We start from the raw sequence: 14,717 nt of genomic DNA on the forward strand, positions 1-14,717 counted from the left end.
CTTCATTTCCTCTTTTTATCGCTGATTAACAGCTTTCATCACGCGCGCAATATCGCGATTCTGCTCACGACGTTTGATTGACTCCCGTTTATCATAGTCATGCTTACCTTTAGCTAGGCCTAAAAGGAGCTTGGCATAGCCATCTTTGATATAGACTTTTAGGGGAACCAGTGTCATTCCTGTTCCTTTGGTCTCTTGTTCTAATTTTTGGATTTGTTTCTTATGGAGCAGGAGTTTACGACGACGCTCTGGTTCTTGGTTCCAGATATTGCCCTCTTCGTAAGGAGCGATATGAACATTGCTCAGCCAGACTTCTCCATTTTTTACTTGGGCAAATCCATCCTTGAGATTGATTCGAGCTGCTCGTACACTCTTGATTTCAGTTCCTGTCAGGACCATCCCTGCCTCTAGCGTATCTACGATTGTATAGTCGTGGCGCGCCTTTTTATTTTGTGCGACGACCTTTCCCTCGCCCTTTGCCATGCTTGGCTCCTTTCTTAGCTACTTCCTTGTAAAAAGGTTTCTTACCCTTTTTCTTCTTGTCTTTTTGTGAATGCTTGCGCTTATCATTTGAGCGACCTGATTTTCTCTTGTCTTCCTTCTTATCCGAACGACGATTTGAACCACACCCTCTGCTACTACGACTAGACTGTTTCAAGCCTTTTTCAATCACATCAAACTCACTAGGTACGAATGAAAAATCAATCTCTCCAGTCATTTTATCCGCTCTTTCAACACGGATACGGATCTGCTGACCCACTCGGAAAGTGATACCTGATTTCTCCCCACGAAGAGTCAAATCCCGTTCATTGAAATGATAAAATTCAGGTAGATTAGTGATGTGAATCAAGCCCTCAACTGTATTCGGCAATTCAACAAAGAGACCGAATTTAACGATGCTAGACACAACCGCATCATACTCCTCGCCCACGTATTCTTCCATGTACTCAGCCTTTTTCATGGCTTCGACTTCACGCTCAGCTTCAATGGCACGACGTTCACGGTTGGAAGACTGGGTCGCAATCTCTGGAATCACTTGCTCAAAATGCTCTGCTATTTCCTTAGAACGGCCATAATCACGAATCATACGGTGAACAAGGAGGTCTGGATAACGACGAATCGGACTGGTAAAGTGAGTGTAATAGTCAGCAGCAAGGCCATAGTGGCCGTGATTGTGCTCCGAATAGCGAGCCTGCTGCATGGAGCGCAGAAGCATCATGGACAATACATCTGCATAAGGTTCTCCCTCAACAGTACGCATGATGTCTTGGAGGGCATCCTGGCTAATCTCACTGGCAGTCCCGTAAATTCGCAATCCAAAACTTGAAGCATAATCAATAAACTTCTGAACCTTTTCAGCCTTAGGGTCCTCATGGATACGATAAATGAAAGGCAAATCCAGCTTGCTGAAATGCTCGGCAACTGTTTCGTTGGCCATCAGCATAAAGGACTCAATCATGCGCTCGGCAACACCACGCTGACGAAGAACGATATCAACAGGCTTACCTTGCTTATCCACTAAAATCTTGGCTTCATTGGTATCGAAATTGAGGGCTCCACGTTTCACACGCATGTTTTCTAGAGTTTCATGGAGCTTAGCCATAAGTTCAATACTTGGAACAATTTTCTGATATTCTTGTCTCTTTTCCTTGTCTCCAGCTAGGATATCATTGACATCACTATAGGTCATACGGAAGCTTGTCTTGATAACCGTTTGTGTGATGGTGTAGTTGACTACACGACCATGTTCATCAATTTCCATAATGGCAGACTGAGTCAGGCGGTCAACTTGAGGATTGAGGGAGCAGATTCCATTTGACAGTCGTTCTGGAAGCATTGGAACCACACGGTCTGTCACATAGACAGAAGTTGCGCGGTTAAGGGCTTCCTTGTCAAGGGCGGAACCCTCGGTCACATAGTAGGAAACATCTGCTATGTGAACTCCAAGTTCCAGATTTCCATTTTTCAAGGCCTTGATATGCACCACATCGTCCAAGTCCTTGGCATCCGCACCGTCAATGGTAAAAGTAATCTCATTTCGCAAATCAATGCGGTCTTTCATATCTTTTTCAGATGGAGCATCTGGCACTGTTTCAGCTTCCTTAAGAACAGCCTCTGGAAATTCAGAGACAATATCCATAGACTCCAAAACTTCCAAAACATCAATCCCAGCATCTGTCGAATGACCAACTACATCAAGCACCGAAGCTACAAAAAAATCATGTTTTCTACTTGGATACTTGTCGATAAAGACCTTAAGCACTTCAGTTCCTTCAAGTTTAAGAGCTGGTTTTTTTACATAAATCGGTTGGCTAATTTTCTGATTTTTTGAACGGATGTAGCCAGCATACTTGGGCTTTTCCTGATCCAGAACGATTTGACCGACTACGGTTGTCAAACTGTGCTCTAGGATATCGATAATTTTAGCTTCGGCTGCTGTTCCCTTGTTGCGGTCAGCAACTTTCTTGATGACCACCTCAACGGTATCACCATCAATAGCGTAGTTAACATCGTTTTTTCCTACAAAAAGGTCGTCCTCTTCCCCTTCCAGACTGACAAAACCAAAGCCATTTTTATGAGCATGAAAAATCCCCTTGAGAGTAATCTCATGTTTTTTCTTGACTTCCAAGGTCAGACTACCATCTTCTTCAAAGCGTATCTGGTGCTTTCTTTCCATTAAGGACAAGGTTTTAATCAACTCACGAAAATCCTTGGAACCGTCTTTTCCCAAAGCCTGAGCCAAATCATTGACAGTCACCTTTCCCTTGTCTTGCAAATATTCTTTTATTCTATCTTTCATATTTTCTTTCTAGATTTTTAATTTTCTTTTACTGTAAAACCTTCTCAAACATCATTTAAAAATAAAAAGAGGCAAAGACCTAGTCCTGCCCATTATTTTCTTATCTACTTGATAATACCGTCAATGCTAAGGCAATGGCTAGCCAGAAAAAGACTAAAATCCCTGTCAAACGCTGCATTACAGCTTCAAAACCGCGTGCTTTACTACGTTCAAACAAATCACCTGAGCTGGCATCAAATACATTGCTGGATTGGTTTTTGGTTGGTTGCATGAAAATCGCAATCACAATCACAACAGATAATACTAATAAAATGGTTAATAATAGGTTATACATATCAAACTCCTTAAAATCCCTATTATTTTACCATAAAATCTACTTAGATTCAAGATGTAGAGTTACTTTTCTTTCCTTGGGACAATACTTTAAAACCTCAATCTTGTCTGGATGGGTTTTGGAGTTTTTACTGGTTAGGTAATTGATACTGCCACAAGAGGAGCATTTGAGATTAATTTTTACTCGCACTAGATTTCCTTTACTTTTAATAATGTTCGAAATTGAAGCAGGTTAAAGAGACAACTAAAGGCAACACAAAGACTTGTCGCATAAAATACTGCGTGGTAGCCAAATTGACCTGCTACTGCAGAACCTGCCATAGGACCAACGACACCTCCCAGATAAAAGAATACCTGATTGAAGGCAAAGACCCTCGAAATACCAGCTTTGGGCGTTATCTTGCTGAGAAGAGCATTAACTCCAGGAATCAAGGCACCGGTTCCCAAACCAAAGAGAAAACGATAGAGCCCTAGTTGAAGGGGGCTAGAGGCATTAGCACAGAGGAGATAGATGATGACTGAATAAAACTGGGCTACAACCAAGAGACGATGATTACCCACCTTGTCACCTAGTTTTCCCATGACTCCTGCACTCATCATACTGGAAAAGCCCATACTAGATACAATCAAACCAGATACAAAGAGAAGATTCTCTGTCTGGCCTAAGTCGCGCACATACAGAGCTAAGATAGGGCCGATCGATTGGGCTGAAAATTGTATGACAAAACTAGTCAGAAAGAGGTTGACCAAGATATAGGGATATTTAACTGATGTAAATAATTCCTTTGTTGGAATGGCCTTTTCTTTTGCTACTGGTTGAAAATCTTCCTTGATAAAGCAAATAGTCAAAACAGCGGCTAAGAACAGAAAACTACCAACCAGTAAGAAAACAGTACGAATGCCAAATAATTCTGCAATAAAGCCACCGATAAAGGGACCAGTTAGAGTGCCTGCAACTACGCCAGTAGACAAAGTCCCGAGAGCGGAGCCTGATTTCTCCTTGGGAACCTGACTGGCTATCAAGGCTGTGGCGTTAGGAACAAAACCCGCAAATACACCATTTAATAAACGAAGAAAGATTAACCAATAAATATTTGGGACAAAAGCCAAACCTCCCATAGTAATGGTCATGGCCATGCCGGCCCGAATCATCATGGGTTTTCGACCGTATTTGTCAGCAAGGATGCCCCAGATAGGAGAGAATAGAGCGGCGGAAATGGCAGAGACAGAAATAGCTAAACCTGCATAAAAAGCAGCTTGATCACTCCCTACACCTAAATTTTCCACAAAGATGGGCATAAAAGGCACAACCAAGGAAATACTGGCTCCTGTCAGAAAATTACCAAACCAAGCAATGCGCAGATTATCTTTCCAGTTAATCTCTGTCATCTTGCTTACCTCCCTCAAGTAGAGAAATCACTTGAGTTAGAAGCTGATCACGATTGCCATTATTATCTAGAATATGGCTGGCCATATGTTTCTTTTTTTCTAAAGACCACTGGGCTGCCAGACGAGACTCAGCTTCATCCTTGGATAGCTGATCCCTTTTCATTAAGCGTTCTACTTGGATATCTCTATCCACATAGACCAACCATGTCTCATCAAACCAAGGGACGTAGTCCTGTTCAAAAAGTAAGGGAATATCCATGAAAAAGATAGATTCTGTCTGAGCCAACTGGTCTCTCAAAGTAGCCAGTTCCTCACGGATAATCTCCCCTTGAATTTGCTTAGACCATTCTTGCTCTTCAGGATTTGAAAAGATGAGACTAGCTAGGAGAGGACGATTGAGTTCTCCGTTTTCAAGAATGATTTCTTGCCCAAAATGCTGGACTAAAGCCTGAAACAGACGACCACCAGGTTTCTGTAATTGGTGGACGACTGCGTCAGCATCCACTACTTGAAAGCTATTCTGTCTTAGAAAATTTGTCACAGTTGACTTACCAGAGGCAATTCCCCCAGTGATTCCAATGATTTTTCCCATCAGTCCCTCCTTTGACAATTTGGACAAAAGTGGGTTCCCCGTCCGCCTAGTTGGATTTTTTCAATGATGGTGCCGCAGCGTGAACATTTTTGACCAGCCTTGTCATAGACCTGATGAAAATCCTGCATGGTTCCGTCCTCCCCAAAGGCATTGGTATAAGTCCGAATGGTTGAGCCACCTTTTTCAACCGCCTGCCCCAAAACAGCAATGGTCTGGTCATGAATGGCTGTCGCTTCTTCTGCTGTCAAAGTCTGGGAAGATCTAGCTGGATGAACCTGAGCTCGCCAGAGAACCTCATCCACATAGATATTGCCAAGGCCAGCCACCAAGGTCTGGTCTAATAAGTGGGATTTGATAGGCTTTTTGGACTTGGCTAGTGCAGTTTGAAAGACCTGTAAATCAAAGTCTTGCTCCCTTGGTTCAGGACCTAATTTTTTGGAAACAAAGTAGGCATCCAAAAGGTCAGGTGCAAACAATTCCATAGTACCAAACTTGCGTACATCCTCATAAACAAGCGTCCCACCATCCTCAAACTGAAAGAAAACATGGGCATGCTTGCGCTCAGGAACCTGGTCTGGATAGTAAAAATACTTGCCCTCCATCCGCAGATGGGAAATCAAAACCTTGTCTGTCAGGTAGAAAAGCAAATATTTTCCACGGCGCCCCATTGACTCAACAACTTTACCAGGAACTTCCTTTTGAAACTCATCCAAATCCGTTTTAATCATCTTGGGATAGCGAATTTCTATACTCGAAATCTTCTTTCCCAAAATCAATTTTTCTAAGCCACGACGAACGGTTTCAACCTCAGGTAATTCAGGCATAGGTCCTCCTTCTGTAAAAACAAGAAGCAGGCATGAGCCCACCTCTACTTAATATTCTTTTTCATTATAGCCAAAGTCAGCCAAATCTAGCTTTTTATCGCGCCAATTTTTCTTGACCTTGACCCATGTTTCTAGGAAAACCTTGTCTCCTAGCATAAGTTCGATATCATGACGAGCCATAGTCCCGATTTTCTTAAGCATAGCGCCACCTTTACCGATGATAATCCCTTTTTGGCTATCGCGCTCGACCATGATGGTTGCACGGATATGAACCTTGTCTGTCTCTTCATCTCGTTTCATAGAATCAACCACTACAGCAACTGAGTGCGGAATTTCTTCACGAGTTAGGTGCAAGACTTTCTCGCGAACCATTTCTGATACTAAGAAGCGCTCTGGATGGTCTGTAATTTGATCAGACGGGAAATATTGGAAACCTTCGTCCAGATTTTCACTCAAAATATCCACTAGACGAGACACGTTATTCCCTTGAAGAGCTGAGATTGGAACGATTTCCTTAAAGTCCATCTGATTACGGAAATCATCAATCTGAGACAAAAGCTGGTCTGGGTGAACCTTATCAATCTTGTTCACCACCAGAATCACAGGAACCTTGGCAGCCTTAAGGCGTTCGATAATCATGTCGTCCCCCTTACCACGCGCCTCATCAGCAGGCACCATAAAAAGAACTGTATCCACTTCACGAAGGGTACTGTAGGCAGACTCAACCATGAAATCTCCAAGAGCCGTCTTAGGTTTGTGAATCCCTGGTGTGTCGATAAAGACGATTTGCTCCTTATCGGTCGTGTAAATTCCCATGATTTTATTGCGCGTTGTCTGCGCCTTGTCACTCATAATGGCAATCTTTTGCCCCATGACATGATTTAAAAAAGTTGACTTCCCAACATTGGGACGTCCTAAAATGGCTACAAAGCCTGATTTAAATGTCATAATTTCCTCTTACTGTTTAAAATAATAAATCCCAGATTCGTGGGAGAAAAATCAATGCGCCTGTTAAGGCTGCAAAAAGAGAGACCACTAGTACTGCGCCAGCTGCCATATCCTTGGCATTTTTAGCCAGCATGGAAAAGTGATAGTGACTAGCCAAATCCACCACATTTTCGATAGCAGAGTTAATAATTTCAAAGGCTACTACCAAGAAAATGCTCAATAGGAGAAAGAGCCATTCGATTCGTGACACCTGAAAAACAAAACCTGCAAGAATGACTACAAGAGCCGTCACTGCATGTTTTCGCATATTGCGTTCTTCCTTGATGGCAGTAAAAATTCCTGTGAGAGCAAATTCTAAACTGGATATCAGGTCACGATTTTTCCATTTTCGTTTATTGTCTTGTGAGTCCATAGGCTGTCAAAATTTCTTCTTGTAAACCGAACATCTCCGCTTCTTCTTCCAGAGTGTAGTGATCATAGCCGTTGATATGTAAAAAGCCGTGTACTGCCAAGAAGCCCATCTCACGCTCAAAGCTGTGACCGTATTCCTCGGCCTGCTCATGTGCCTTATCAATAGAGATGAAAAGTTCCCCAATATAGGCATCAAACTCAGACATCATCTCTGCCAATTCTGGATTTTCAAGTAAATCCTCTTCGTCAAAGGCAATTTCCAGCTCTGGCTTATATTCAAGGCTGATGACATCTGTCGGACGGTCTGTGTCACGGTACTCAAGATTGAGTTCATGACTACGTTCATTGGTCACAAAGGTAACTGCCATCTCCTTGTCTTCTTTGCCTAATTTTTGGGCTGCAAATTCCAAAATTTCTTGGGTTTGTTGCAACATTTCTTTTGAAACTTGACCAGTTTCATCTACCATTTCAATATACATGTGCTTCTCGTTTCTCTTTACTTGGCTTTATTATACCACATTTCCATGATTTTATTCTACCTTTTTGATATAATACTATGGAATACACTCACGAGGAGAGAACCATGTCATTTGATGGATTTTTTTTACACCACATGGTTGAGGAATTGCGAACTGAATTACTAAATGGTCGCATTCAAAAAATTAATCAACCCTTTGAACAAGAGTTAGTCTTGCAAATCCGTAGCAATCGCAAAAGTCATCGTTTGCTCCTTTCTGCGCATCCAGTTTTTGGACGCATCCAGCTGACTCAAACGACTTTTGAAAATCCAGCCCAACCTTCTACCTTTATTATGGTTTTAAGAAAATATTTGCAGGGTGCCCTGATTGAGTCGATTGAGCAAGTGGAAAATGACCGTATTGTGGAAATTACAGTTTCCAATAAAAACGAGATTGGAGACCATATTCAGGCTACCTTGATTATCGAAATCATGGGTAAACACAGCAATATTCTACTAGTCGATAAAAGTAGCCATAAAATCCTCGAAGTCATTAAACACGTCGGTTTTTCACAAAATAGCTACCGCACCTTGCTTCCTGGGTCAACCTATATCGCTCCGCCAAGTACGGAATCTCTCAATCCTTTCACAATCAAGGATGAAAAACTCTTTGAAATCCTGCAAACACAGGAAACGACAGCTAAAAATCTTCAAAGCCTCTTTCAAGGTCTGGGACGTGATACGGCAAATGAATTGGAAAATATTCTGGCTAGTGATAAACTATCTACTTTCCGTACCTTTTTCAATCAAGAAACCAAGCCATGCTTGACTGATACTTCCTTCAGTCCAGTTCCTTTTGCAAATCAGGTGGGAGAGCCTTTTGCCAGTCTTTCTGATTTGTTGGACACCTACTATAAGGACAAGGCTGAACGCGACCGCGTTAAACAGCAAGCCAGTGAACTCATTCGTCGTGTTGAAAATGAACTTCAGAAAAATCGACACAAGCTGAAAAAACAAGAAAAAGAGTTACTGGCGACAGACAATGCTGAAGAATTTCGCCAAAAAGGAGAATTGCTGACAACCTTCCTCCATCAAGTGCCTAACGACCAAGACCAGGTTATCCTAGACAATTACTACACTAATCAACCTATCACAATTGCGCTTGATAAGGCTCTGACTCCCAACCAGAATGCCCAACGCTACTTTAAACGTTACCAGAAACTCAAAGAAGCTGTCAAATACTTGACTGATCTGATTGAAGAAACCAAGGCAACCATTCTCTATCTGGAAAGTGTGGAAACCGTCCTCAACCAAGCTGGACTGGAAGAAATCGCTGAAATCCGTGAAGAATTGATCCAAACAGGCTTTATTCGCAGAAGACAACGGGAGAAAATCCAGAAACGCAAAAAACCAGAACAATATCTGGCAAGTGATGGCAAAACCATCATCTATGTCGGGCGCAATAACCTGCAAAATGAGGAACTAACCTTTAAAATGGCCCGCAAGGAGGAACTTTGGTTCCACGCCAAAGATATTCCTGGAAGCCATGTTGTCATCTCAGGAAATCTTAACCCATCCGATGAAGTCAAGACAGACGCAGCAGAGCTAGCCGCTTACTTCTCTCAAGGTCGCCTGTCAAATCTGGTGCAGGTAGATATGATTGAAGTCAAGAAACTCAATAAACCAACTGGTGGAAAACCCGGTTTTGTAACCTACACAGGACAAAAGACCCTCCGTGTCACACCAGATCCAGAAAAAATCGCATCCATGAAAAAATCCTGATTTTACTTGAAATCAGGATTTTTAACATACTTCCTTAATAAATCTGAAAACAATCAAAAACAGATTGATTGCAGTTTACCTCAGAGACTCTTTTACTTCCTTTCGGAGATTTTCCAGACTGCTGATGCCATATTTGTCCATAACCTTTGGTAAATTTTCGATGATATCAGGACAGGCATATGGATTGGTAAAGTTAGCTGTTCCAACTCCAATGGCAGATGCTCCAGCCAGATACATTTCTAAGGCAGCTTCAGCCGAATCCACTCCTCCCATTCCAATAATGGGCAGGTCTGTTGTTTGGGCTACTTGTCGGATGAGTTTGAGAGCTACTGGAAAGACTGCTGGACCAGACATTCCACCTGTTCCATTGGCCAAGATTGGTTTTCTGTTTTTGAGGTCAAAGCGCATACCGACAAGGGTATTGATCATGGTCAAGCCACTTGCTCCCGCATTTTCTGCAGCTTTTGCAACAGTGACGATATCCGTCACACTAGGAGTTAGTTTGACATAAACCGGCACATCAGAGGCTTCCACCGCTGCCTTCACAACATCATAAGCCAGATCTGGATCTTGACCAATCAAAAGTCCGTGATTACAGTGGTCTACATTGGGGCAAGAAATATTGAGCTCGATAGCCTTCACATTAGTTGCCTTGGAAATCCCATGAGAAACAGCTGCATACTCTTGTTTTGAAAATCCAGCTACATTGGCGATGATAGGAAGATTGGGATATTCTCTTTCCAGCCAAGGTAACTTTTCAGCCAACACCACTTCCAAACCAGGATTTTGCAAACCGATTGCATTGAGCATACCAGCAGGCGTCTCTGCCACCCTTGGAGTTGGATTGCCAAAACGTGGTTCAAGGGTTGTCGCCTTAATCATAATAGAACCTAAAATGTCTAAATCATAGTACTTGGCATACTCTTGTCCAAAACCAAAACAGCCTGATGCTGGAATAATCGGATTTTTCAAATCCAAACCAGGTAGAGAAACTTGTAAACGATTTCTAGTCATAATTTTCTCCTTACAATACAACTGTTCCTGTGCGGAAAACAGGACCATCTTCACAGACGCGTTGGCTAACCGTCTCGCTTTCTGGTACTTTTAGGACGCACGCATAACAAGCCCCCATCCCACAAGCCATACGAGATTCCAGAGATAGATAGGCTCTTGGATGGTCATAAAAGGTTTGATTGATAAACTTCATCATTCCAGGGGCCCCACACGAGTAAACAGCATCAAACTGACTGTCTAAATCATTGATGACAACAGAAACATTCCCCTTAATGCCATAAGAACCATCATCTGTCGTTACAAAGACCTGCCCATATTGAGCCAATTCCGTCTCTAAAATAACAGCGCCCTTAGTCGCAAAACCGAGGACAGTCACTACTTTCACCTCACGCGCATACAATTCCTTGGCCACTTCAAGCAAGGGAGGAACACCAATCCCCCCTCCAACTAAGAGAACCTGGCTCTGCTCATCAAGGTCAGACAAGTCAAAACCATTTCCCTGAGGGCCCATCACATCAAGAGTATCTCCCTGACTTAAGGTTGAGAAAATAGCTGTCCCAGCTCCTTCAATCCGATAAATGAGATGACACTGCTTCTTAACCTTATCAATAGATGAAATCGAAATAGGACGGCGCAAAAGATGGGCATCATCAGGCACACGCAGATGAAGAAATTGGCCTGCTCGCATGGCTTCAACCATTTCCCCTTCTAGGACTAATTCAAAGATTGCTGGTGCGATTTCCTCCTGTGCAACCACCTTCATGGTTTCCAAACGAATTGCACCCAAACGTTTCTTACATGTGGGATTCATGACTTTTCCTCCTTAAATTTTAAGGGGACCAGACAAAGAAAAGACCTTGCGATTGCAAGGCCTCAGTTAAAATCGTACAACAGAAGAGAGCACACTCAAAAAGTCTCCTCTAGAAAATTGCACTATTCTTTTATCTGACACCTTGTGAGTCTCTCTGGACTCCCCTTAAAGGTTAAATTTTTATTAGTATACTCTTTCAGCTTAAAAAAGTCAAGTAGAAAACGAACATTCTACTTGACTTCACGAGATTATTTTTCACGAATGACTTCGACCTTGTAGCCATCAGGGTCTTTGACAAAGTAATAATTAGGTGCAGTTCCTGGTAGACCATTTGGCTCAGTAACTTCATAGCCTTTGGCACTGTGCTCTTGATGAAGCGCCTCAAGATCAGGTGTACTGAGAGCGATATGGGCAAACCCATCTCCAACCACATAAGGACCGTGATCGTAGTTATAAGTCAACTCCAACTCATAGTCGTCACCCTCAAGACCTAGATAGACAATCGTGAAGGCATGATCTGGAAAATCTCTGCGACGCAATTCTTTAAATCCAAAAGCATCTTGATAAAATGCAATTGATTTTTCAAGATTTTCTACTCGCAAGCAAGTATGTAGCATTTTTGACGCCATATTTTTCTCCTTTATTTTTAAAAAGACTGGGACAATCCTGTTCCAGTCTTATCTGTTATTATTTACCAAGTTTTGCTTTAGCTGCATCTGCAAGAGCTGTGAAAGCTGCTGCATCATTAACAGCCAAGTCAGCAAGCATTTTACGGTTAACTTCGATCTCAGCCAATTTCAAACCATGCATCAATTGTGAGTATGAAAGTCCGTTCATACGAGCTGCCGCGTTGATACGAGTGATCCACAATTTGCGGAAGTCACGTTTTTTCTGACGGCGGTCACGGTATGCATAGTAGTAAGAGTTCATTACTTGTTCTTTTGCAGTACGGAACAAGATGTGTTTAGCTCCATAGTAACCTTTTGCTAATTTAAGAATACGTTTACGACGTTTGCGTGATACAACGCCACCTTTAACACGTGCCATGTTTTATTTCCTCCAAATATTTCCTAGAATTGTTTACTTACAGTCAAGCTATTATTTCAAGCGAGTAAGCATTGCTTTGATACGTTTGTAATCTCCTGAATGCACCATAGATGCTTTACGAAGATGACGACGTTGTTTCTTAGTTTTTCCGTGGAAACGGTGAGAAGTGTAAGCACGGAAACGTTTAAGTCCACCAGAACCTGTACGTTTGAAACGTTTAGCTGATGCGCGGTGTGTTTTTTGTTTTGGCATGATTTTTTCTCCTTTATTTAACTTTCTGACAATTATTTTTTGTCAGTCGCTGGCGCCAATTGCATGAACATTTGACGTCCATCCATTTTAGCACGTTGTTCGATGATGGCAATATCTTGAGTTGCTTCAGCAAACTCGGCTAAAACTTTTGCACCAATCTCTTTATGGGTAATCATACGACCCTTAAAGCGAATAGATACCTTAACTTTATTTCCTTTTTCAAGGAATTTGCGTGCATTGCGAAGTTTTGTATCAAAGTCACCCTTGTCAATAGTTGGACTTAGACGAACTTCTTTCACAGTAACAACACTTTGTTTTTTGCGTTGTTCTTTTTGCTTCTTCTGGTACTCAAATTTGAACTTACCGTAGTCCATAATTTTTGCAACAGGCGGTTTGGCTTGGGGTTGAATCAATACTAGGTCAACATTAGCGTTATCAGCCAAAGCTTGCGCTTCACTGAGTGGCTTGATGCCTAGCTGTTCTCCTTCAAGACCAATCAAGCGAACTTCACGTACACGAATCTCATCATTGATGAATAAGTCTTGCTTTGCTATGGTTTTCACCTCTTTTGTTTTATTAGAGAAAAACAATAGCGGACTCGTAATAATACAAGCCCGCACGTTATGATAGCGTTTCTTAGAAACTTTTCATCCGTAGGGCCAGGCAACTTAATGTCACAAGGCGAGAAGCTCTCACTTCTGCTTTTCTCAACTTTTATATGATACCAAGTTTTCTAGCCCTTGTCAAGATAAAAAGTTATTTTTTTGAAAGTTTCTGTTTGTATTTTGTCTTGGTTTCCTCATCAAAAAGAGAGAATCAAGTTGATTCCCTCTCTGTATTAGTTTTTCCACACCTTCCCTATAAGAATGCTAAGACCTATTAAAAACTTCCTTTTTACGTGAACTTCCCCATCTTTCGATAAATAGAATCCCCACTAACAAAAGGATAATCAGGCAAGGAAGTAAGACCATCCCCATGCTCCAATTTAGATTGACATTATCAATCAGCTTAGGTAATCTTCCAGATAAAATCTCCACTGAACGTAAGTAAGTAAAAGGAATCAGATGTGCAATCCTTTGAAGAGGCTGAATTGTTTGGATGCCAAACAATAAGCCAACAATCCCAATGAGTGACAGAAAGAGGACAGGCATTTTTTGCTTGAAAAAGTAAGTAATCAAATACACAACTTCCACAATGACGATAAAGGCTAAGAAAGCTAAGAACAAGCCAGGAAATAACACATCTTGTATCTTTCCAATAGTTACCTCTTGATTCACTAAGCTATAAATAGGGTAGGGATAATCTAACTGTCCAAAACCACTTATCAGACTTCCCACTAGAAAAGAAAATCCGCTGATTCCGATAAACAGCACAGTTACATAGCCCACTCCAACTCCAAGGGAGGACATGGCAAATGCCACTTTTGAAAAAGGATATAACTGAGCTGTGTCCAGATGATTTTGATATCTTTCTGCAAATAGTTGCGTTAGCATAAAAATAATAGCAATCACAAACAAGGTTGGGATGATAGCCTCTAAAATCCAGATAATCTGATCAATCCCGTGGGTCGGAAACTCCAAAGTATGTGCTTTTATGTTCAAGGGATACAGGGCTTGGTAAATCTTTCGTTGGCGGTCAACCGCCATTTTAAAGTCAGAGCTAATAGTCGGGTTATTTGATATCATTTCATAATTCTTCTCTTCATCTTGCCACTGCAAATAGTAGGCTTCTTTCCATCGCCCTTCTTTTAATAAAGTCAGAATTTCTGTCTTTTGAGTCGAAAGATTTTTTTGCCCGTCTAAAGTATTTTTAGCAATCTGGTATTCCTCCGAGCTGGTATCAGATATTTGGGAGAGTTTCTCTTCATATTCATTGATGATTCTCTCATCTTTTACAAGACTGGTTTCCAACTCGCTCTCCAAGCTGTGTGAGTTTGCAGTCCGACTATTTAAATAAAAGGTAACACCGAGTCCAGATACAAATAAAGCTAAGATAATCCAGTTTAAGCGACTTTTGAAAACTTTTTTCAATAAAAATAGACTAACATCTTTCATAAA

At 41.7% G+C, this 14,717-nt stretch carries 18 protein-coding genes and 1 other annotated feature; of the genes, 1 reads left to right on the forward strand and 17 read right to left on the reverse strand.

Features of this window, described 5'->3' with window-relative positions; translation table 11 throughout:
* Window positions 1-15: 15 nt before the first annotated feature.
* From smpB to ybeY, 10 genes are all read right to left on the reverse strand, one after another.
* A complete protein-coding gene (smpB, locus tag ADI86_RS10000) occupies window positions 16-483 on the reverse strand; it encodes an SsrA-binding protein SmpB (protein WP_001051750.1) in 468 nt (155 codons plus the stop codon).
* Window positions 446-2,800, reverse strand: coding sequence for a ribonuclease R (gene rnr / locus ADI86_RS10005; RefSeq protein WP_049532882.1), 2,355 nt, complete (start codon window positions 2,798-2,800; stop codon window positions 446-448). The genes smpB and rnr overlap by 38 nt, the downstream gene beginning before the upstream one ends.
* A gap of 100 nt (window positions 2,801-2,900) precedes the next feature.
* Window positions 2,901-3,134: a preprotein translocase subunit SecG gene (gene secG / locus ADI86_RS10010; RefSeq protein ID WP_000282517.1), complete on the reverse strand. Its 234-nt coding sequence runs from the start codon at window positions 3,132-3,134 to the stop codon at window positions 2,901-2,903.
* A gap of 39 nt (window positions 3,135-3,173) precedes the next feature.
* Window positions 3,174-3,323 (reverse strand): 50S ribosomal protein L33, encoded by a 150-nt coding sequence (gene rpmG / locus ADI86_RS10015; protein ID WP_001809104.1) that lies wholly within the window; start codon window positions 3,321-3,323, stop codon window positions 3,174-3,176.
* The gene (locus ADI86_RS10020; protein WP_049532884.1) at window positions 3,323-4,522 is read right to left on the reverse strand and encodes a multidrug efflux MFS transporter; all 1,200 of its coding nucleotides are present in this window, start codon (window positions 4,520-4,522) and stop codon (window positions 3,323-3,325) included. The genes rpmG and ADI86_RS10020 overlap by 1 nt, the downstream gene beginning before the upstream one ends.
* Window positions 4,509-5,114, reverse strand: a complete 606-nt coding sequence (coaE, locus tag ADI86_RS10025; protein WP_049532886.1) for a dephospho-CoA kinase — start codon at window positions 5,112-5,114, stop codon at window positions 4,509-4,511. The genes ADI86_RS10020 and coaE overlap by 14 nt, the downstream gene beginning before the upstream one ends.
* Window positions 5,114-5,938: a DNA-formamidopyrimidine glycosylase gene (gene mutM / locus ADI86_RS10030; protein ID WP_049532887.1), complete on the reverse strand. Its 825-nt coding sequence runs from the start codon at window positions 5,936-5,938 to the stop codon at window positions 5,114-5,116. The genes coaE and mutM overlap by 1 nt, the downstream gene beginning before the upstream one ends.
* A 48-nt stretch (window positions 5,939-5,986) precedes the next feature.
* Entirely contained in the window at window positions 5,987-6,886 is a 900-nt protein-coding gene (era, locus tag ADI86_RS10035; protein ID WP_049532890.1) for a GTPase Era, read from the reverse strand.
* Window positions 6,887-6,902: 16 nt separating this feature from the next.
* Window positions 6,903-7,298 carry a diacylglycerol kinase family protein gene (locus ADI86_RS10040; RefSeq protein WP_000378166.1) on the reverse strand — a complete coding sequence of 132 codons (396 nt, stop codon included), beginning with the start codon at window positions 7,296-7,298 and terminating at the stop codon, window positions 6,903-6,905.
* The gene (ybeY, locus tag ADI86_RS10045; protein WP_049532891.1) at window positions 7,279-7,776 is read right to left on the reverse strand and encodes an rRNA maturation RNase YbeY; all 498 of its coding nucleotides are present in this window, start codon (window positions 7,774-7,776) and stop codon (window positions 7,279-7,281) included. Before ybeY ends, ADI86_RS10040 begins: the two co-directional genes overlap by 20 nt.
* 104 nt (window positions 7,777-7,880) lie before the next feature.
* Here ybeY and pavA point away from each other — a divergent pair, with 104 nt between their 5' ends.
* The gene (pavA, locus tag ADI86_RS10050) at window positions 7,881-9,536 is read left to right on the forward strand and encodes an Rqc2 family fibronectin-binding protein PavA (protein WP_049532893.1); all 1,656 of its coding nucleotides are present in this window, start codon (window positions 7,881-7,883) and stop codon (window positions 9,534-9,536) included.
* Window positions 9,537-9,611: 75 nt separating this feature from the next.
* Here the strand turns inward: pavA and ADI86_RS10055 are convergent, their stop codons facing one another.
* The 7 genes from ADI86_RS10055 to ADI86_RS10085 form a co-directional block, all read right to left on the reverse strand.
* Entirely contained in the window at window positions 9,612-10,598 is a 987-nt protein-coding gene (locus ADI86_RS10055; RefSeq protein WP_162489324.1) for a dihydroorotate dehydrogenase, read from the reverse strand.
* Entirely contained in the window at window positions 10,561-11,361 is an 801-nt protein-coding gene (locus tag ADI86_RS10060; RefSeq protein WP_049532897.1) for a dihydroorotate dehydrogenase electron transfer subunit, read from the reverse strand. Before ADI86_RS10060 ends, ADI86_RS10055 begins: the two co-directional genes overlap by 38 nt.
* Window positions 11,362-11,609: 248 nt before the next feature.
* Entirely contained in the window at window positions 11,610-11,990 is a 381-nt protein-coding gene (locus ADI86_RS10065; protein ID WP_000157153.1) for a VOC family protein, read from the reverse strand.
* Window positions 11,991-12,048: 58 nt separating this feature from the next.
* Window positions 12,049-12,408 carry a 50S ribosomal protein L20 gene (gene rplT / locus ADI86_RS10070; RefSeq protein ID WP_000124834.1) on the reverse strand — a complete coding sequence of 120 codons (360 nt, stop codon included), beginning with the start codon at window positions 12,406-12,408 and terminating at the stop codon, window positions 12,049-12,051.
* A 51-nt stretch (window positions 12,409-12,459) separates the two neighbouring features.
* Window positions 12,460-12,660, reverse strand: coding sequence for a 50S ribosomal protein L35 (gene rpmI / locus ADI86_RS10075; RefSeq protein WP_001125943.1), 201 nt, complete (start codon window positions 12,658-12,660; stop codon window positions 12,460-12,462).
* Window positions 12,661-12,692: 32 nt separating this feature from the next.
* On the reverse strand, window positions 12,693-13,223 hold the full coding sequence (infC, locus tag ADI86_RS10080) for a translation initiation factor IF-3 (RefSeq protein WP_000848180.1): 531 nt from the start codon (window positions 13,221-13,223) through the stop codon (window positions 12,693-12,695).
* A 15-nt stretch (window positions 13,224-13,238) separates the two neighbouring features.
* Window positions 13,239-13,370: a sequence feature (ribosomal protein L20 leader region), on the reverse strand.
* 159 nt (window positions 13,371-13,529) lie between these two features.
* Window positions 13,530-14,714 carry a hypothetical protein gene (locus ADI86_RS10085; RefSeq protein ID WP_049532899.1) on the reverse strand — a complete coding sequence of 395 codons (1,185 nt, stop codon included), beginning with the start codon at window positions 14,712-14,714 and terminating at the stop codon, window positions 13,530-13,532.
* Window positions 14,715-14,717: the final 3 nt, after the last annotated feature.

Origin of the sequence: Streptococcus pseudopneumoniae, from assembly GCF_001074975.1 — a bacterium.
Lineage (GTDB): Bacteria > Bacillota > Bacilli > Lactobacillales > Streptococcaceae > Streptococcus > Streptococcus pseudopneumoniae_D.